Source organism: Vibrio sp. Sgm 5 (assembly GCF_026241575.1).
GTDB classification, from domain to species: Bacteria; Pseudomonadota; Gammaproteobacteria; order Enterobacterales; family Vibrionaceae; genus Vibrio; species Vibrio jasicida.
Map to the genome: position 1 here is coordinate 17,607 of NZ_JAPHPY010000027.1, position 18,337 is coordinate 35,943.

The window sequence follows — 18,337 nt, forward strand, 5'->3', positions numbered from 1 at the left end:
TGTATCTGTCTATCAAGAAGCTTCCGTTGCAACCTCTTCTTCTCGATATTGAGGTTTCTTCCTCACATACAACTTCCGTTGCACTTCCGATACAACGTTACCTTCTTTGTCTTTCACATAGGTAATAAACTCTGGAAAGCACTTTTCACCGTTACGAGTCATTTGGTAAATGTCAGCTAGCATTCCTTCTGTTACTTCAAACTCGGCAAATAAATCACTCTGTCCCGGTTTGATGAAGTTGATACTCGCCTCTTTATCCCACACAAAATACTCTTCCCGTAAAATGCCCATCAACATCAGAGAATAAATTGGGTCCGTAAGCGAGAAGATACTACCGCCATACTGGGTACGATTTGCGTTTTTATTCCACCAACGGAGCTTCAAACGAACGTTAACCGTTCGAAAGTCTTCAGAAATATGTAAGATTTTGATACCTGAACCCCAAAATGGCGGCCAAATATTAAGCGCAAACTTAACAATCCCTGGTTTATAAATCTTGGCAAGTCGCTTATTCATACCTATCCATAGCCTTTGCGATGCAATGTTATAAAAATGTAACTGGTCTGATCTGTAATATAATCGACCTGTTTCTAATTTACAAAAAGAATCTATTAACCCTTTGAAGTTCGTGGTTTAATGTTCAGTACGCTTCGCCTATAATGGTAGGAATATTGAATTCTGTTAAATCGCTGCAGATGATCCAACGGGAAAGTATATGTCAGATAATAATCAGGCGCTGAAGGATGCGGGCTTAAAAGTAACCCTTCCAAGGCTAAAAATTCTAGAAGTACTTCAGCAGCCAGACTGCCAGCACATCAGTGCTGAAGATTTGTACAAAAAGCTAATCGATCTAGGTGAAGAGATTGGTCTAGCAACCGTTTATCGTGTATTAAACCAATTTGATGATGCTGGTATTGTTACTCGCCACCATTTCGAAGGCGGTAAATCAGTATTTGAACTGTCAACTCAACATCACCACGATCACTTAGTATGTTTAGACTGTGGTGAAGTAATTGAGTTTTCAGATGACGTGATTGAAGAACGTCAAAAAGAAATTGCAGCTAAGTACAATGTTACGCTTACTAACCACAGCTTGTACCTATACGGTAAATGTAGCGATGGTTCTTGTAAGACGAATCCTGACGCGCACAAGCCTGCAAAATAAAAAGTAACGCTTTTTATTAATAAAGACTCTAAACGTCAGCTTCGGCTGGCGTTTTTTTATGGAGACAAGCAATGAAGAAAAGGAATTCTTGTGGCTTTACCTTACTCGAACTGATTATTGCAATTGTTATTCTTGGGATACTGGCTGTTGTAGCCGCACCGCGATTCCTAAACCTTCAGGATGACGCCTACGAAGCCAAGATGGAAGCCATCGCAGACCAATTTGAAACGGCAGTTAAGTTCACCCAAAGCCAGTGGTTAGTTAACGGGGGGACACCAGCAGCACAGCAAAATATAGATGGCTATGGTGGCGGAGAATTGGATGTCAATGAATTTGGCTACCCTTTAGGAACAAACAAAGGCAACGCCAGTGGGAATATTGGTAACCCATACAATATTGGCCAAGGGAACGCAGGATGTATTGCCGTATGGCAAGCTCTATTAGGTGATGAATACTCGCTATCGAATAATCGGAATGCGAACGATAGGTTTGATTTTATAACGCGCCGTATCAGAGACAATGACTCCCACCAATCCGTTTGCTATTACACGTATACAAAAAAAGGTTACGAACGAACTCCCGAGAACTCAAGCTTTGTCATATGGTACGACTCAAAAGCGGGCACGGTCACGACATCAAAGCCCTCTCGTCTACCATAGGACATAAAAAATGCCAGCAATTTGCTGGCATTTTTGTTAGCGAGGTATTGAGATTATTGGTTCTCGATTTTCGCCCAAGTATCACGTAGACCAACCGTACGGTTGAATACTAGGTTATCTGCTGAAGAATCTTTTGAATCTGCACAGAAGTAACCCATACGCTCAAACTGATAACCTGTTTCCGCTTCTGCCGTTGCTAGGCTTGGCTCAACAAAACCGTTTAGAACCACTAGTGATTCTGGGTTGATTGTCGCAGCAAAGTCATCCGCAGCCGCTGGATTTGGTACTGTGAACAAACGATCGTACATGCGGATTTCTGCAGGCAATGCTTTGTCTGCTGATACCCAGTGGATTACGCCTTTCACTTTACGGCCATCTGCCGGGTTCTTACCTAGCGTTTCAGCATCGTAAGTACAGAAGATTGTCGTGATGTTGCCTTCCGCGTCTTTCTCGATGCGTTCAGCCTTGATCACGTATGCGCCACGTAGACGTACTTCTTTACCTAGAACAAGGCGCTTGTACTTCTTGTTTGCTTCTTCACGGAAATCTTCGCGCTCAATCCAAACTTCACGAGTGAATGGCACTTCACGCTCGCCCATTTCAGGTTTGTTTGGATGGTTAGCAACCGTCAGAGTTTCTACCGCACCTTCTTCAAAGTTCTCGATAACGATCTTAACTGGATCTAGAACGGCCATCGCACGTGGTGCGTTTTCGTTTAGATCATCACGAATACAAGATTCTAGTGAACCGAACTCAATCATGTTCTCTTGTTTCGTTACACCGATACGCTTACAGAACTCTCGAATAGATGCAGAAGTGAAACCACGGCGACGCAGACCAGAGACGGTTGGCATGCGTGGATCATCCCAACCATCAACCAATTTCTCAGTCACTAGTTGGTTTAGCTTACGCTTAGACATCACTGTGTATTCAAGGTTTAGGCGACTGAATTCGTACTGGTGTGGACGGCAATCAATCGTGATGTTGTCTAGAACCCAGTCGTACAGACGGCGGTTATCCATAAACTCAAGAGTACAGATAGAGTGCGTAATGCCTTCTAATGCATCAGAGATACAGTGTGTGAAGTCGTACATTGGGTAAATGCACCACTTATCACCAGTCTGGTGGTGAGTCGCAAAACGTACACGGTAGATAACTGGATCACGCATTACCATGAATGAAGAACCCATGTCGATCTTAGCGCGAAGACACGCTTTGCCTTCTTCGAACTCACCTGCACGCATTTTTTCAAATAGCGCTAGGTTTTCTTCGATTGGGCGATCACGGTATGGGCTTGGTTTACCCGGAGCCGTTAGCGTACCGCGGTATTCACGAATCTGCTCAGGACTTAGCTCATCAACATACGCTAAGCCTTTATTAATCAATTCAATTGCATATTCGTAAAGCTTGTCGAAGTAGTTTGATGAGTAACATACTTCACCATCCCACTCGAAGCCCAACCAGTTTACATCTTTCTTGATAGACTCAACGTATTCGATGTCTTCTTTTTCAGGGTTTGTATCGTCAAAACGCAAGTTACATTGACCCTGGTAGTCCTGAGCAATACCGAAGTTCAAACAGATAGACTTAGCATGACCGATATGCAGGTAACCATTCGGCTCCGGCGGGAATCGAGTATGCACGCTAGTGTGTTTACCATCCGCTAGATCTTTATCAATAATCTGGCGAATAAAGTTTGATGGACGAGCATCAGCTTCACTCATCTATAGCACCTCAAAAATATTAGTATTGTCAGAGAAAACAGAACTCCACAACCAAGGTTGGATTTGCAGAGTGCATTGTTCCTAATGATCCACAATTCTTAGCGATTAGACAACAAGAACCGTCGTTAAAAAGGCAATATTTCTCTACTTAGGTGGAAACCAAAGCATATTGAAACGCTTGAAACAAAAAAAGACCTCCCGAAGGAGGTCTTTTATAGAGAGTCTTTAAGATGTTACTAAGGAAGTTTTACATCTGATAGGTCTTCACCTGCACCGATTGCTTTCATTTCACCAGCAACGATTTCTGCAAGAGGACCAAGGATAACTTGTAGGTTGTTTTCACCTAGCTTAACCACACCCTTCGCACCAAGTTTCTTAAGAACAGCTTCGTCAGCGACTGAGCGGTCTTTAAGAGTAAGACGTAGACGAGTGATACATGCGTCAATTGAAGTTAGGTTGTCGTGACCACCTAGTGCTTTCAGGTATTGACGAGCTAGGTCACCTTTTGGTGCATCACCAGCTGGAGCAGCAGATGCATCTTCATCGTCATCTTCACGACCTGGCGATTTCAGGTTGAATGCGCGGATTGCGAAGCTGAATGTGAAGAAGTATAGAGCACCGAAGCTTAGACCTAGAGCAAGAAGCACTAGAGGCTTAGTAGCTAGACCGTAGTTCAGTACGAAGTCGATTAGACCCGCAGAGAAACCAAAGCCATGTAGCGTGCCAAGCATGTTTGCAAGTACTAGAGATAGACCAGTAAACACGGCGTGCATTGCGTATAGAGCAGGAGCAAGGAACACAAACATGAACTCTAGAGGCTCTGTAATACCTGTTAGGAATGAACAGAACGCTACTGAGAATAGTGCGCCACCAACTTGGCTGCGTTTCTCAACTGGTGCTGCTAGGTACATAGCCAGTGCCGCACCTGGTAGACCGAACATCATTACAGGGAAGAAGCCGTTCATGAATACACCAGCGCTCTTATCGCCGCCGAAGAAGCGGTGTAGGTCACCAGATTTAAGCGTTTCAGTTACTTCTTTAACTGTTGCTGTGATTTCTGGAGTTACAGAGTTAGCGAATTCGAATGTGTGAGTTTGACCAGCAACAAGAGTCTTAGCTAGAGCTGGGTCAACACAAAGCTGTTGTAGAGCAGGAAGTGCTTGACCAGCAGCAGTTGCGCCAGATACTAGAACTTCTTGACACGTACCCATACCGAACCAGAAGTACGAGTTTAGTACGTGGTGTAGACCTACAGGGATAAGTGCGCGGTTAAGCGTGCCGTAAACGAACTGACCGATAGCACCAGAAGTAGAAACTGCGTGCGCTAGCGCGTCAAGACCGCCTTGAATTGTTGGCCATACAACACCAGCAAGAGCACCAGCTACAAGCGAGAATAGACCCGCCATGATTGGTACTAGACGTTTGCCAGAGAAGAATGCCAACCACTCAGGAAGACGAGTAGCATGGAAAGCGTTGTAAGAGTGACCAGCGATGATACCTGCAATGATACCGCCGAAGAATGACATGTTAACACTTGCATCAATTGTCGCTGCAGTAGCAGTTAGCACGAAGTAAGCAACTGCACCTGCTAGACCAGCAGCACCTTGACCGTCTTTAGAAAGACCGATCGCGATACCTAGACCGAATAGTAGTGGTAGTTGACTAAAGATTGCATTACCAGCTGATGCCATAAACGCAATGTCTAAAAGGTCAGGTTGACCCAAACGTAGTAAAAGCGCTGCAACTGGAAGCGTTGCGATAGGAAGCATAAGAGCTTTACCTAACTTCTGCGCGTATCCAAGAATATTCACCTTAAGTTCCCCCTATAGGATTTTATGTTTTGTCGAATGACTTATTTCAGTCGTTCAATTTAGTCGCTACCAGTTTATGATATTAATTTTGCTCCGCAAATTAAAAGCTTATTGTTTGTGATCATAATCACCAGAAACAGCCCTTTGGGAAGGTTTTTGCTAGCGAGATCATAAAACTTATTTTATTATACGAAAAAATGGCGTTTTAGAGATAAGATTCTCGCACTTTATGCAAGACAGAATCAGTGTTATTTTGGTATCTCTACAGATGATTCGCAGTAACTTCGCTCTGGAAAACAATCATAAAAACTAATTCATTTATTATTTTTCAGTTAGTTACTCTGATAATGACATCGATAAAACGCGACTTGCTGTATGTGACTCGTTATCTAATTCAGTGATACAAACTAAGTACCAGCATGACTCATGCAGTCACCAGTTAGATAACGGGACAGAAAATGAATTCTCATCTATAAGGACTAGCTGACTATGTACGCGCTAAGTAACTGTAAAATCTATACCGGTAGTGATGTTCTTACCGATCATGCGGTCATCATCGACAATGACCAGATTCAATCAGTTGTGCCAGTAACTCAATTACCAGAAGGTATTGAGATCAAAGATCTGGACGGTGCAAATCTAAGCCCTGGTTTTATTGACCTTCAGCTAAACGGCTGTGGCGGTGTGATGCTAAACGACGAAATCACACCTGAAACCATGCAAATCATGCACGAAGCCAACCTAAAGTCGGGTTGTACTAGCTTCCTACCAACTCTTATCACGTCTTCAGACGAAGACATGCGTGCTTCGATTGCTGCGGCTCGTGAATACCACAACAAATACCAAAACCAATCGTTAGGTCTTCACCTTGAAGGTCCTTACCTTAACGTTGCGAAGAAAGGCATCCACAGCGTGGACTTCATCCGCCCTTCTGACGACGGCATGATTGACCTTATTTGTGCGAATGCAGATCTCGTAGCAAAAGTAACACTAGCACCAGAGCAAAATGATCCTGAGCACATTGCACGTCTTAAAGCGGCAGATATCGTCGTATCAATCGGCCATACAAATGCGACTTACGCAGAAGCGCGTGAAGGTTTTGAAGCAGGTATCACCTTTGCTACTCACCTATTCAACGCAATGACGCCAATGGTTGGCCGTGAACCTGGTGTTGTTGGTGCGATTTATGACACTCCGGAAGTTTACGCCGGCATCATTGCTGACGGTTTTCACGTAGACTACGCAAACATCCGAATTGCTCATAAAATCAAGGGTGAAAAGCTTGTTTTGGTGACGGATGCCACAGCTCCAGCAGGTGCTAACATGGATCACTTTATTTTTGTTGGTAAGAAAGTATATTACCGAGATGGTAAATGTGTTGATGAAAATGGCACATTAGGCGGCTCAGCTCTGACTATGATAGAAGCAGTTCAGAATACAGTTGAGCACGCAGGCATCGCTTTAGACGAAGCTCTACGAATGGCTACACTGTACCCAGCAACCGCAATCGGTGTTGAGGAACGTCTTGGCCGAGTTCGAAAAGGAATGGTGGCAAACCTGACTATTTTCGATCGTGACTTCAATATAAAAGCGACGGTTGTTAACGGACAATACGAGCAAAATTAAGCATGAATGGCGGACAGATTGGTAATGTAGATTTAGTAAAACAGCTTAACAGCGCTGCGGTATACAGGCTGATTGACCAACAAGGTCCAATTTCCCGTATTCAAGTCGCGGATGTTAGTCAGCTCGCCCCTGCGAGTGTTACCAAAATAACCCGCCAACTCTTAGAGCGCGGCTTAATTAAAGAGGTCGCGCAACAAGCATCTACCGGTGGTCGCCGAGCGATATCGTTGACCACTGAGGTAAAACCCTTCCACTCTATCGCTGTGCGATTAGGCCGAGACTACGTGCAATTTAGTTTGTACGATCTAGGTGGCACGGCGTTGGCAGAAGACCAACACGAACTTCACTACACCAATCAGGCTGACTTGATCGCTGGTTTGATTGATCTGTTGAAAGACTTCGTAAATCGCTGCCAAGATAAAATCGACCAACTTATTGCTATCGGCATCACCCTACCTGGCTTGGTAAACCCAACTACAGGTGTTGTTGAATACATGCCAAACACAGATATCGATAACTTAGCGCTTGGCGAAATCATCCGTGAGAAGTTCAATACTGCGTGTTTCGTTGGTAACGATGTACGTGGTATGGCTCTGGCTGAACACTACTTTGGTGCAAGCCAAGATTGCCAAGACTCAATTCTGGTCAGTGTTCACCGCGGTACTGGTGCGGGTATCATCGTAAATGGTCAAGTTTTCTTGGGCTTTAACCGCAACGTAGGTGAAATCGGCCACATCCAAATTGACCCACTCGGTGAGCAATGCCAATGCGGTAACTTTGGTTGCTTAGAGACCGTAGCGGCAAATCCAGCAATCATTCAACGTGTGAAAAAACTGATTGCACAAGGTTACGAATCTAGTTTAACTCAGCTTGAACACATCACGATTGAAGATGTTTGTAACCACGCAATGAATGGTGATGAACTGGCGAAACAAAGTCTGGTTCGTGTGGGTAATCAACTTGGTAAAGCGATTGCAATTACCATCAACTTATTCAACCCACAAAAAATTGTCATTGCTGGTGACATTACTGCCGCTGAAGAAATTGTTTTCCCAGCGATTCAGCGAAACGTAGAAAACCAATCTTTGAAGACCTTCCATAACGAACTTCCAATTGTTGCTTCTCATATTGATAAACACCCAACAATGGGCGCATTTGCGATGATTAAACGCGCCATGTTGAACGGAGTTTTGTTACAAAAGTTACTAGAAGACTAAGTTTATACAACCAATTGAGTTACAATCTCGGGCTGTGATTTCACAGCCCGTTTTTGTATATCAGGAATATAGCTCAACAGTATGGAAATTATTCTAATTACAACGGCCTTCATCGCCGGTTTTATTGCGCTCAAATGCCACCTCCCTCCATTGGTTGGCTTTCTACTTGCCGGCTTTGGCTTGCACGCGTTTGGTTACCAAAGTAATGACGTCATTGTTACCCTTGCAGATCTTGGTGTTACGCTTCTCCTCTTTACAATTGGCTTAAAGCTAGATGTCAAAACCCTACTCTCTAAAGAAATTTGGGGAGGAGCCACGGCGCACAACGTTCTTTCAACTCTTTTCTTTGCGCTTGTTCTTATTGGACTAAAACTGCTCGGCTTATCCTCATTGACAAGCATGGATAGCACGCAAATTCTACTTCTCGCTTTTGCTTTATCATTTTCCAGTACTGTATTTGCCGTTAAGACACTGCAAGAAAAAGGTGAGATGAACGCGACCTACGGGACCCTAGCTATTGGTATTCTGGTTATGCAGGATATTTTTGCCGTGGTTTTCCTTACCGCTTCAACAGGTAAAATTCCGGAGTGGTATGCGATAGGTTTGTTTGCATTGCCTCTTCTTCGTCCATTGTTCTATAAACTCTTAGACAAGGTAGGCCATGGCGAGATGCTGGTTCTCTTCGGTATCTTCTTTGCGTTAGTCGTTGGCGCAGGCCTATTTGAGCTTGTAGGTATGAAGCCTGACCTCGGTGCTCTTATCCTCGGTATGCTCTTGGCAGGGCACCGTAAAGCATCTGAATTATCCAAATCTCTATTCAATATGAAAGAACTATTCTTAGTCTGCTTCTTCTTGAATATTGGTTTGTCGGCATCTCTGAGCTTCACAGGCATTGGTTTGGCGTTGCTGTTTATTTTACTACTGCCAATTAAAGGTCTGCTTTACTTCCTAACCATCAACTATTTCAAATTCCGCGTACGTACCTCACTGCTGACATCACTATCATTATTCAACTACAGTGAATTTGGTTTGATCGTCGGTGGATTGGCCTACAAAATGGGTTGGATGCCAAGTGATATGCTTGCTGCGATTGCAGTTGCCGTCTCCATTTCTTTCATTATCTCTGCACCATTGAACCGCTTGGGTCACCAGATCTACCAGCATTCTGGGAAATGGCTACAAGAAACAGCAGCCGAAAAGCTCAATCAACGCGACCAACTTATCAACCCGGGCCATGCTCAAGTCCTGATTTTAGGTATGGGCCGAATTGGCACTGGTGCCTACGATGAGTTGCGTTCTCGCTATGGCAAGATTTCTCTTGGTGTAGAAGTCCGTGAAGAAGCAGCGCATAAACACCGTTCTGAAGGACGCAATGTAATTTCTGGCGACGCGACCGACCCCGATTTCTGGGAACGAATTTTAGACACAGCCAATGTAAAGTTGGTCTTACTGGCGATGCCACATCACCAAGGAAACCAAACCGCATTAGAGCAACTACAAAGCCGAAAATATAAAGGCCAAATTGCAGCGATTGCTGAATATCCCGATCAGCTAGAAGGATTACTAGAAAGTGGTGTTGATGCGGCGCTGAACATTTATAGTGAAGCCGGTAGCGGTTTTGCGCGTCATGTTTGCGAGCAACTTCAACCTCAGTTCACCCCGATGAAATAAGCATCAAAAACAATATTTTTATTGAGCCCTCTAACAATAAGAGGGCTTTTTTGTGTGTTTTTTATACCAAACCTTAATCTCATTCATCAAAACAAGACTTATTTTAAACGTCATCTAATAGACAAGCCTTTTTATCATTTTTTTAATCATAAAACGTTGCTTTTTTTACTCACAATGGCAAATTGAAGCCATACCGATTAAAAATTGTTTAGTTTAAAAAGGATGTTGTATGTGTTCAGTATTTGGCATTTTAGACATTAAGAGTGATGCAGCAGCATTGCGCCCTATCGCACTTGAGATGTCGAAAAAGCTTCGTCATCGCGGTCCAGACTGGTCTGGAATCTACTCATCAGAACGCGCAATTCTTGCGCATGAGCGTCTAGCGATCGTTGGTCTAAATAGTGGTGCTCAACCACTGTACAGCCCAGACAAAAAACTCATCCTTGCTGTAAACGGTGAAATCTACAACCACAAAGAGATTCGTGCTCGCTACGAAGGCAAATACGAGTTCCAAACCGATTCAGATTGTGAAGTTATCCTAGCGCTATACCAAGACATGGGCGCAGACCTTCTTGAAGAACTAAACGGTATTTTCGCATTCGTACTTTACGATGAAGAAAAAGACGAATACTTAGTGGGCCGTGACCACATCGGTATCATCCCGCTTTACCAAGGTTACGATGAGCACGGCAACTACTATGTTGCTTCAGAAATGAAAGCACTAGTACCAGTATGTAAGACCGTGAGCGAGTTCCCTCCAGGTTGTCACTACGGCAGTGCAGATGCAGAGCCTCAACGCTACTACACTCGTGACTGGAATGAATACGCAGCCGTACAAGGTAACAGCACTAGCAAAGAAGAATTGACTGAAGCTCTAGAAGCAGCGGTCAAGCGCCAACTAATGACTGACGTGCCTTACGGTGTACTTCTTTCAGGTGGTCTAGATTCTTCTATTACGTCTGCGGTAGCGAAACGCTTTGCAGCGATGCGTATTGAAGATGATGAGAAGTCTGAAGCTTGGTGGCCACAACTGCACTCTTTCGCTGTCGGCCTAGAAGGTGCGCCCGATCTGAAAGCTGCTCGTGAAGTTGCTGACCAAATTGGTACTGTTCACCATGAAATGACATACACCATCCAAGAAGGTTTGGATGCCATTCGTGACGTGATTTACCACATTGAGACGTATGACGTAACAACGATTCGAGCTTCTACTCCGATGTTCCTTATGGGTCGTAAGATCAAAGCAATGGGCATCAAGATGGTACTGTCTGGCGAAGGTGCGGATGAGATTTTCGGTGGTTACTTATACTTCCACAAAGCACCAAACGCTCAAGAGTTCCACGAAGAGACGGTACGTAAGCTTCTCGCTCTAAACATGTTTGACTGCGCACGTGCTAACAAATCACTAGCGGCGTGGGGTGTAGAAGGCCGTGTTCCATTCCTAGATAAAGAATTTATTGACGTTGCAATGCGCCTGAACCCAGCAGACAAGATGTGTGGCAACGGTAAAATGGAAAAACACATTCTACGTGAGTGTTTCGAGCACTACCTACCAGAGTCAATTGCATGGCGTCAAAAAGAACAGTTTTCTGATGGTGTAGGCTATAGCTGGATCGATACTCTAAAAGAAGTGGCTGAGCAGAAAGTGACTGACCAGCAAATGGAAACAGCGCAGTTCCGTTTCCCTTACAACACACCAACCACAAAAGAAGGTTATGTGTACCGCGAGATCTTTGAAGAGCTGTTCCCGCTACCTTCTGCAGCTGAATGTGTTCCTGGAGGCCCTTCAGTAGCGTGTTCTTCAGCGAAAGCGATTGAATGGGATGAGTCTTTCCAAAACTGTGTAGATCCATCAGGACGCGCTGTGCAAGCCGTTCATAACGACGCATATTGATTCTAAGGTAGGACTGGCTCCACCAGCTGCCTTTCAGTCTTTAGGCACAAAGATCAAAAAGAGGTGCAAAAGCACCTCTTTTTTTATACCAGAATGACTGTTGGTTATTTTAAATCGAGGTCATTATTGTCTATGCTTACCGGCACTCGCTTAGTGATCATCTGCACTAACATGATTGAGCGCTTCTCACCATCTTGCTCTTGGAAGATGGCATCTATACCCGCAAACTGCCCGCTTTTAACTCGAATCTCATCACCAGGCTGTGGCATACATTCAGAATCAGAATGATCGTCTGTGCAGGTTTCCAGCTGTTTAAGCTCAAAAACCAGATCACCTTGGATTTCTTTAGGCTGCGCACCAAAACGCACAAAATCCACAACACCGCGTGTAGAACGTACTGAGGTGAAATTAGGGCCTTTTTCATAATCAAATCGAGCAAATACATAACACGGGAACAACGGCTCTTCGACTTTCTGTCGCTTACCCCGTAAGATCTTTTCGACCTCAACAGTTGGGTAAAAACATTCTACACCCTGATTTTCTAGGTGCTGTTTTGCCCTAACTTGTTCTCCACGTTTACAATAAAGTAAATACCAACGTTTCATTTTTTACTAGCCAATTATATTTTTCTCTCATCCTAGCATTAAGCCCAAGATGAGTCATGGATATTCAAGTAACCTATCAATAAGCCACTTTATATTGCACATACAACTTACACCTTTTCATCAGCTTAAGAAAATAAGTCTATAGGCAAAAATGAAAAGTAAGTTTGTAACACGACCAAATCACCGACAAAAACCCCACCATTTCAACACTAAGCAGTCGTTTCATAAGGTAAATGAATCGTCACATAAAATTTTATTGTTTGTCAGACATAAAATTGCCATGTATACGTAGATTTCGTTAAAAAATGTAATAACTACTATTAGAAGAGCTTATGTCAAACCAACATCAATACTTTGGTCACCCACGTGGCTTGTTCTTATTGTTCGGTACAGAACTATGGGAACGCTTTTCTTACTACGCAATGCGCGCCATTCTAGTACTTTATCTTACTGACACAACCATGAACGGTGGCCTTGGCTGGTCGACTAAAGATGCCCTAGACCTTTACGGCATCTATACTGGACTTGTCTACATCACCCCGCTTATTGGTGGCTACCTTGCGGATAACTATCTAGGTCAACGCCGTTCGATCCTCATTGGTGGTGCATTAATGGCTATCGGCCAATTTACGCTAGCAATGCCAGCTGATGCGCTCGGTCTTGGCTCTCTACACACTTTCTACCTGGGTCTTGCTCTGCTTATTTGTGGTAACGGTCTATTTAAGCCAAACATCTCAACAATGGTTGGTGACCTTTACAACGAAGGTGATAACCGTCGTGACGGCGCATTCACTATCTTCTACATGGGTATTAACCTAGGTGCACTACTTGCAGGTGTGGTATCTGGCTCAGTAACCAATGAATTTGGTTGGAAAGCCGGTTTCGTTGCCGCTGGTGTTGGTATGATTGTCAGCCTTGTGATGCAAATGACCATGGCTCAATCTTGGTTAGGTGATATTGGCCGTGTACCAGCAGCAAAACGTGACCTAGCGATTAAAAAATCTGCGAAGAAAGAGCCTCTAACTAAAGAAGAAGTCGACCGAATCAAAGTTATCCTTGTGATGAGCTTGTTCACTATCGTTTTCTGGGCGGGCTTCGAACAAGCCGGCGGTCTAATGAACATCTACACACAACAATACACAGATCGTATGATCGGTGGTTTTGAAGTGCCTGCTGCGTGGTTCCAATCACTAAACCCATTCTTCATTATTACTCTTGCACCTGTATTAGCCGTTCTATGGGTGAAGCTGGGTAAACGTGAACCTAACTCGCCAATGAAGTTTGCCTTCGCAATGTTCTTCCTAGCACTAGGCTTCCTATGTATGGTTGGTGCCGTTATGGAGCAAGGTGGTGATACTGCGGTTAAAACATCAATGCTATGGCTAGTAGGTGCATTCTTCTTCCATACGTTGGGTGAACTGTGCCTATCTCCTATTGGTCTATCTCTAGTAACTAAGCTAGCTCCGCTACGTCTTGCATCACTTATGATGGGTGCATGGTTTGGCTGTAACGCGATCGCAAACTACGTTGCAGGTTATGTTGGTTCTCACGTTGGTGAGCTAGGTGCACTAGCAATCTTCAGTGGTATTGCAGTAACAGCGACTATCTCTGGTGTAATTCTACTGTTGTTCTCTAACACGCTAGTTCGTTGGATGCACGGTGCAGAAAATACACACAGCACAGCAGAACAAATTGAAGAGCAACAAACTCAAGTTGCTTAATATAAAGTACAAATAAAACAAAGGGTCGCAATCGCGACCCTTTTTGTTCCCTGTAAACAAAACAGAAGCTCGAAGGCTTGAAAGGTTAAAGCTTAGAACGCACCAAATCGACCATCATATCAATGTGCATATCATTGTCGTTTAAACAAGGGATGTAGCTAAAGCTCTCCCCGCCTGCTTCAAGGTAAATCTCACGGCACTCTTCTGAAATCTCTTCCAACGTTTCCAAACAATCTGACGAGAATGCAGGCGTTAGAATACTTAACTTCTTCTTACCTTGGCTTGGTAATACTTCTAACGTTTTATCGGTGTAAGGTTGTAACCACTCTTCACGGCCAAATCGAGACTGGTACGTCATACCGAACTGGTCATCAGTTAACCCTAATGCTTCACCTAGCAATCGCGTCGTTTCTTCACAATGTTTAGGGTAGATATCACCATTGTCGGCATAGCGCTTTGGAATACCATGGTAAGAACACAGCAGGTAATCCCCTTTCCCATGCTCTTCCCAATGTTCACGTACTGATTGCGCTAATGCTGCGATGTACTTGGGGTGGTTGTGATAATCACGAATAAAGCTAAATTCTGGCATCACTGGCATTTTTTTGAACGCTTTCGTCATGCCATCAGAGACTGCAGCTGTCGTCGTCCCCGAATACTGCGGATATAGCGGCAACACGACCACTTCTTCGACACCTTGCGCTTGCAGGGCTTCAAAACCACTTAGAAGACTTGGGGTACCATAAGTCATTCCTAATTCCACAGGCATGTCTAACGCGACTGCGAGCTTCTCTGCTTGTCGCTTAGAGTGCACCATCAAAGGCGAGCCTTCTTCCATCCATACAGATTGGTAGAGTTTTGCAACTTTCGGCGCGCGTACTGGCAAAATAATACCGTGAAGGATTGGGCACCACAGCCAACGAGTCATATCGACAACACGGTGATCATGAAGGAACTGACTGAGAAAACGCTTTACTGCCGGTGCGGTCGGCTCATCGGGAGTGCCAAGGTTAACCAGTAACACCCCTTGCTTATTATTGTTTTTCATAACATCCTATTCATGGTAAACGGCGTTGATTGTACGATGAGTATAAGAAATTGGTTCACCGTTCAAACAAGCTGAATAAAAAAAAGCGACCCTAAGGTCGCTTTTAAATATATCAAAATATTAAATTTTGCCGCTAGCAAATTATGCTAGTGCTTTCTCAATATCTGCACTTACTTCTGCAACTTGCTTAGTACCGTCAAACTTAAGGTACTTAGTGTTACCTGCTTCTGCTTCTTTACCGTAGTACTCGATAAGTGGTGCAGTTTGCTCATGGTAAACACCCAGACGTGCGCGTACTGTTTCTTCTTTGTCGTCATCACGTACAACAAGATCTTCGCCAGTTACGTCATCTTTACCTTCCACTTTTGGTGGGTTGTAAACAACGTGGTAAGTACGACCTGATGGAAGGTGTGCACGACGACCAGCCATACGCTCAACGATTACGCTGTCAGCAACGTCGAATTCGATTACGTAATCGACATCAACACCCATTGCTTTTAGACCATCAGCTTGAGGGATAGTACGAGGGAAACCATCTAGTAAGAAACCTTTCGCGCAATCGTCTTGAGCAATACGCTCTTTGATAAGGCCAAGGATGATTTCATCAGAAACTAGCTGACCAGCGTCGATAACAGCTTTAGCTTGTTTGCCAAGCTCTGTACCTGCTTTGATAGCAGCACGAAGCATATCACCAGTAGAGATTTGTGGAATACCGTATTTATCCATGATGAAGTTTGCTTGTGTGCCTTTACCAGCACCTGGAGCACCTAGAAGAATGATGCGCATGATTTATCCTCTTTAATATTTAAGATTTATACCGAAGCTCACAATAGCTGGCTTCTTGGGCCGCAACCCGTCGAGGCAGTCGCAACGATAAGTTTCGGTATAACGTTTAGGCGAGCCAAAATACACGCCTTATTACTCACATTCAAGTTCGGGATTCTAACACAGGTTCACTAAGCAATGAGCAGATTAAGACTAAAGAATGTTAGCGATGCCTGCTTTCGAGTTTTATTGATTACTAACTCAACACTCAAAGTGTGAATCTATGCGTTTACAAACAAAAAGCTCGCATTTCGCGAGCTTTTCATTGATGTTTGGTTATTAAACCTTAGTCAAAAGCTTGTTGATGGCACCGACAAATTGCGTCGGATCTTCCATCGAACCTCGTTCAGCCAGCATCGCTTGGCCCAACAACACTTCCACCCAGCGACCAAATGCTTCTTCATCGGCTTCATCTGCCATACGCTTAACAAGTGCGTGCTCTGGGTTGATTTCGAAGATGTACTTCACGTCTGGTACTGCTTGACCTGCCGCTTCAAGAAGCTTCGCCATCTGTGTACCCATTTCGAAATCGTCAGTCACGACAACTGCAGGCGTAGTAGCAAGCTTGAAAGTCGTACGAACTTCTTTTACGCGGTCACCAAGGTATGACTGAGTTCGCTCAACTACAGACTTAAACTCTTCTTCCGTTTCTTTCTGCTTTTCTTTTTCTGCTTCGTCTTCAAACTTACTCAGATCAAGACCCGCTTTGGTAATCGATTGGAATTGCTTACCATCAAATTCGGTTAGATAGTTCATCAGCCACTCATCGATGCGGTCAAACATCAAGATAACTTCGATGCCTTTCGCTTTGAACTGCTCTAGGTGCGGGCTGTTCTTCGCGGCTGCGTAGCTGTCTGCCGTTAGGTAGTAAATCTTATCTTGGCCTTCTTTCATGCGTTCAATGTAAGAAGCCAAACCAACGGTTTGTTCAGCAGAGTCCACTTCAGTAGACGCAAAGCGCAATAGACCAGCAACCTTCTCTTTATTTGCCATGTCTTCTGCAACGCCTTCCTTCATGACAAGGCCGAACTCTTTCCAGAATGATTGGTATTTTTCATCATCATTCTTCGCCATACGCTCAAGCATAGTAAGTACACGCTTGGTACATGCGTTGCGAAGTGACTGAGTGACCTTGTTATCTTGCAGAATTTCACGAGACACGTTCAATGGCAGATCATTCGAGTCAATCAAACCACGGATGAAACGCAAGTAAGATGGCATAAACTGCTCAGCGTCATCCATGATGAATACGCGCTGCACGTACAACTTTAGACCCGACTTATGGTCGCGGTTCATCATATCCCATGGCGCTTTCGCTGGGATGTAAAGCAGGCTGGTATAATCGTTCTTACCTTCTACACGGTTATGACTCCACGTAAGCGGATCGGCAAAATCGTTAGAAACGTGTTTGTAAAACTCTTGATACTCCTCTTCAGAGATATCCGACTTGCTGCGGGTCCAAAGTGCCTGAGCTTTGTTGATTTGCTCCCACTTCTTCTCACCCGTTTCATTACCTTCGTCATCACGAACAGTGGTTTGAATTGCAACTGGAATACCAATGTGATCAGAGTATTTACTGATGACATCACGCAGACGCCATTCATTTAGAAATTCTTTACCTTCTTCACGCATATGAAGAACAATATCGGTACCACGAGAGTCTTTCGTAATGGTTTCAATGGTGTACTCACCTTCACCCGCAGATTGCCATTGAACCGCTTCGTCAGCAGCAGTACCCGCAGCACGAGTGCGCACAGTCACCGAGTCAGCAACGATGAACGCTGAATAAAAGCCAACACCAAACTGACCAATCAGTTGCGAGTCTTTACTTTGATCATCAGACAGCTTCGAAAAGAATTCTGCCGTGCCAGATTTCGCGATAGTACCTAAGTGCTCAATCACGTCGTCACGCGTCATGCCGATGCCGTTATCAGAAATCGTAAGTGTGTTAGCCTTTTCATCAAACGCAAGCTTTACACCAAGGTCGGCATTCCCTTCATATAAATCTGGGTTAGATAGCGCTTGGAAGCGTAATTTATCTGATGCATCAGATGCATTTGAGATCAACTCGCGTAGGAAAATCTCTTTGTTTGAATAAAGAGAATGGATCATCAGGTGAAGTAACTGCTTTACTTCTGATTGAAAGCCACGAGTTTCTTTGTTTGGGGATACGGTGTCGCTCATGTTTGCTCCATAACTTCTAAATTAAAAAGACTTTAAATGACAAAGTCCTAACCGCTGCCTTATAAAAACAGCTTTACCACGATGTCATTTAACATGTGGCTGACAAATGTAAATTCAAGGTCAATATTGCTAAAAACGGTGTTTTTTTAGAAAATTTTAATTATCCTATTTGTCTAAAAGCATCTAA

General features: G+C 44.1%; 14 protein-coding genes. 7 read left to right on the plus strand and 7 right to left on the minus strand.

Annotation, left to right across the window (positions count from 1 at the left end; translation table 11 throughout):
- Positions 1 to 12 precede the first annotated feature (12 nt).
- Complete coding sequence (locus OQJ86_RS15460) at positions 13 to 516, minus strand: DUF4442 domain-containing protein (RefSeq protein ID WP_038877569.1); 504 nt, start codon at positions 514 to 516, stop codon at positions 13 to 15.
- A gap of 199 nt (positions 517 to 715) precedes the next feature.
- Here OQJ86_RS15460 and fcrX point away from each other — a divergent pair, with 199 nt between their 5' ends.
- Together fcrX and OQJ86_RS15470 are read left to right on the plus strand one after the other, a co-directional pair.
- On the plus strand, positions 716 to 1,165 hold the full coding sequence (gene fcrX, locus OQJ86_RS15465) for a ferric iron uptake transcriptional regulator FcrX (protein ID WP_010643296.1): 450 nt from the start codon (positions 716 to 718) through the stop codon (positions 1,163 to 1,165).
- Positions 1,166 to 1,236: 71 nt separating this feature from the next.
- Positions 1,237 to 1,824, plus strand: a complete 588-nt coding sequence (locus tag OQJ86_RS15470; protein ID WP_039976314.1) for a type II secretion system protein — start codon at positions 1,237 to 1,239, stop codon at positions 1,822 to 1,824.
- A gap of 53 nt (positions 1,825 to 1,877) precedes the next feature.
- Here OQJ86_RS15470 and glnS read toward each other — a convergent pair whose 3' ends face one another.
- Positions 1,878 to 3,548 carry a glutamine--tRNA ligase gene (gene glnS / locus OQJ86_RS15475; protein WP_038865703.1) on the minus strand — a complete coding sequence of 557 codons (1,671 nt, stop codon included), beginning with the start codon at positions 3,546 to 3,548 and terminating at the stop codon, positions 1,878 to 1,880.
- 236 nt (positions 3,549 to 3,784) lie between these two features.
- Positions 3,785 to 5,359, minus strand: coding sequence for an N-acetylglucosamine-specific PTS transporter subunit IIBC (gene nagE / locus OQJ86_RS15480; RefSeq protein WP_038865705.1), 1,575 nt, complete (start codon positions 5,357 to 5,359; stop codon positions 3,785 to 3,787).
- A gap of 489 nt (positions 5,360 to 5,848) precedes the next feature.
- On the opposite strand from nagE, the gene nagA reads away from it, so the two are divergent.
- From nagA to asnB, 4 genes are all read left to right on the plus strand, one after another.
- On the plus strand, positions 5,849 to 6,985 hold the full coding sequence (nagA, locus tag OQJ86_RS15485; RefSeq protein ID WP_265988308.1) for an N-acetylglucosamine-6-phosphate deacetylase: 1,137 nt from the start codon (positions 5,849 to 5,851) through the stop codon (positions 6,983 to 6,985).
- Positions 6,986 to 6,987: 2 nt separating this feature from the next.
- A complete protein-coding gene (gene nagC, locus OQJ86_RS15490) occupies positions 6,988 to 8,202 on the plus strand; it encodes a DNA-binding transcriptional regulator NagC (RefSeq protein ID WP_038865709.1) in 1,215 nt (404 codons plus the stop codon).
- Between the two features lie 81 nt (positions 8,203 to 8,283).
- A complete protein-coding gene (locus OQJ86_RS15495) occupies positions 8,284 to 9,873 on the plus strand; it encodes a cation:proton antiporter family protein (RefSeq protein WP_038877561.1) in 1,590 nt (529 codons plus the stop codon).
- Between the two features lie 229 nt (positions 9,874 to 10,102).
- The gene (gene asnB / locus OQJ86_RS15500) at positions 10,103 to 11,767 is read left to right on the plus strand and encodes an asparagine synthase B (protein WP_038865711.1); all 1,665 of its coding nucleotides are present in this window, start codon (positions 10,103 to 10,105) and stop codon (positions 11,765 to 11,767) included.
- A gap of 104 nt (positions 11,768 to 11,871) precedes the next feature.
- Here the strand turns inward: asnB and rfaH are convergent, their stop codons facing one another.
- Entirely contained in the window at positions 11,872 to 12,372 is a 501-nt protein-coding gene (rfaH, locus tag OQJ86_RS15505; RefSeq protein WP_265988309.1) for a transcription/translation regulatory transformer protein RfaH, read from the minus strand.
- A gap of 332 nt (positions 12,373 to 12,704) precedes the next feature.
- On the opposite strand from rfaH, the gene OQJ86_RS15510 reads away from it, so the two are divergent.
- Positions 12,705 to 14,093 (plus strand): peptide MFS transporter, encoded by a 1,389-nt coding sequence (locus OQJ86_RS15510; protein ID WP_038865713.1) that lies wholly within the window; start codon positions 12,705 to 12,707, stop codon positions 14,091 to 14,093.
- A gap of 85 nt (positions 14,094 to 14,178) precedes the next feature.
- On the opposite strand, the gene hemH is transcribed toward OQJ86_RS15510, so the two are convergent.
- From hemH to htpG, 3 genes are all read right to left on the minus strand, one after another.
- A complete protein-coding gene (gene hemH / locus OQJ86_RS15515; RefSeq protein WP_038865714.1) occupies positions 14,179 to 15,141 on the minus strand; it encodes a ferrochelatase in 963 nt (320 codons plus the stop codon).
- 141 nt (positions 15,142 to 15,282) lie between these two features.
- Entirely contained in the window at positions 15,283 to 15,927 is a 645-nt protein-coding gene (adk, locus tag OQJ86_RS15520; RefSeq protein WP_038865715.1) for an adenylate kinase, read from the minus strand.
- A 318-nt stretch (positions 15,928 to 16,245) separates the two neighbouring features.
- Positions 16,246 to 18,150 carry a molecular chaperone HtpG gene (htpG, locus tag OQJ86_RS15525; RefSeq protein WP_038865716.1) on the minus strand — a complete coding sequence of 635 codons (1,905 nt, stop codon included), beginning with the start codon at positions 18,148 to 18,150 and terminating at the stop codon, positions 16,246 to 16,248.
- Between the last annotated feature and the right edge of the window lie 187 nt (positions 18,151 to 18,337).

Coding starts and splice junctions, on each gene's coding strand:
- OQJ86_RS15460 (WP_038877569.1), bottom strand. CDS start 516: ATGAATAAGCGACTTGCCAAGATTTATAAACCAGGGATTGTTAAGTTT.
- fcrX (WP_010643296.1), top strand. CDS start 716: ATGTCAGATAATAATCAGGCGCTGAAGGATGCGGGCTTAAAAGTAACC.
- OQJ86_RS15470 (WP_039976314.1), top strand. CDS start 1,237: ATGAAGAAAAGGAATTCTTGTGGCTTTACCTTACTCGAACTGATTATT.
- glnS (WP_038865703.1), bottom strand. CDS start 3,548: ATGAGTGAAGCTGATGCTCGTCCATCAAACTTTATTCGCCAGATTATT.
- nagA (WP_265988308.1), top strand. CDS start 5,849: ATGTACGCGCTAAGTAACTGTAAAATCTATACCGGTAGTGATGTTCTT.
- nagC (WP_038865709.1), top strand. CDS start 6,988: ATGAATGGCGGACAGATTGGTAATGTAGATTTAGTAAAACAGCTTAAC.
- OQJ86_RS15495 (WP_038877561.1), top strand. CDS start 8,284: ATGGAAATTATTCTAATTACAACGGCCTTCATCGCCGGTTTTATTGCG.
- asnB (WP_038865711.1), top strand. CDS start 10,103: ATGTGTTCAGTATTTGGCATTTTAGACATTAAGAGTGATGCAGCAGCA.
- rfaH (WP_265988309.1), bottom strand. CDS start 12,372: ATGAAACGTTGGTATTTACTTTATTGTAAACGTGGAGAACAAGTTAGG.
- OQJ86_RS15510 (WP_038865713.1), top strand. CDS start 12,705: ATGTCAAACCAACATCAATACTTTGGTCACCCACGTGGCTTGTTCTTA.
- hemH (WP_038865714.1), bottom strand. CDS start 15,141: ATGAAAAACAATAATAAGCAAGGGGTGTTACTGGTTAACCTTGGCACT.
- adk (WP_038865715.1), bottom strand. CDS start 15,927: ATGCGCATCATTCTTCTAGGTGCTCCAGGTGCTGGTAAAGGCACACAA.
- htpG (WP_038865716.1), bottom strand. CDS start 18,150: ATGAGCGACACCGTATCCCCAAACAAAGAAACTCGTGGCTTTCAATCA.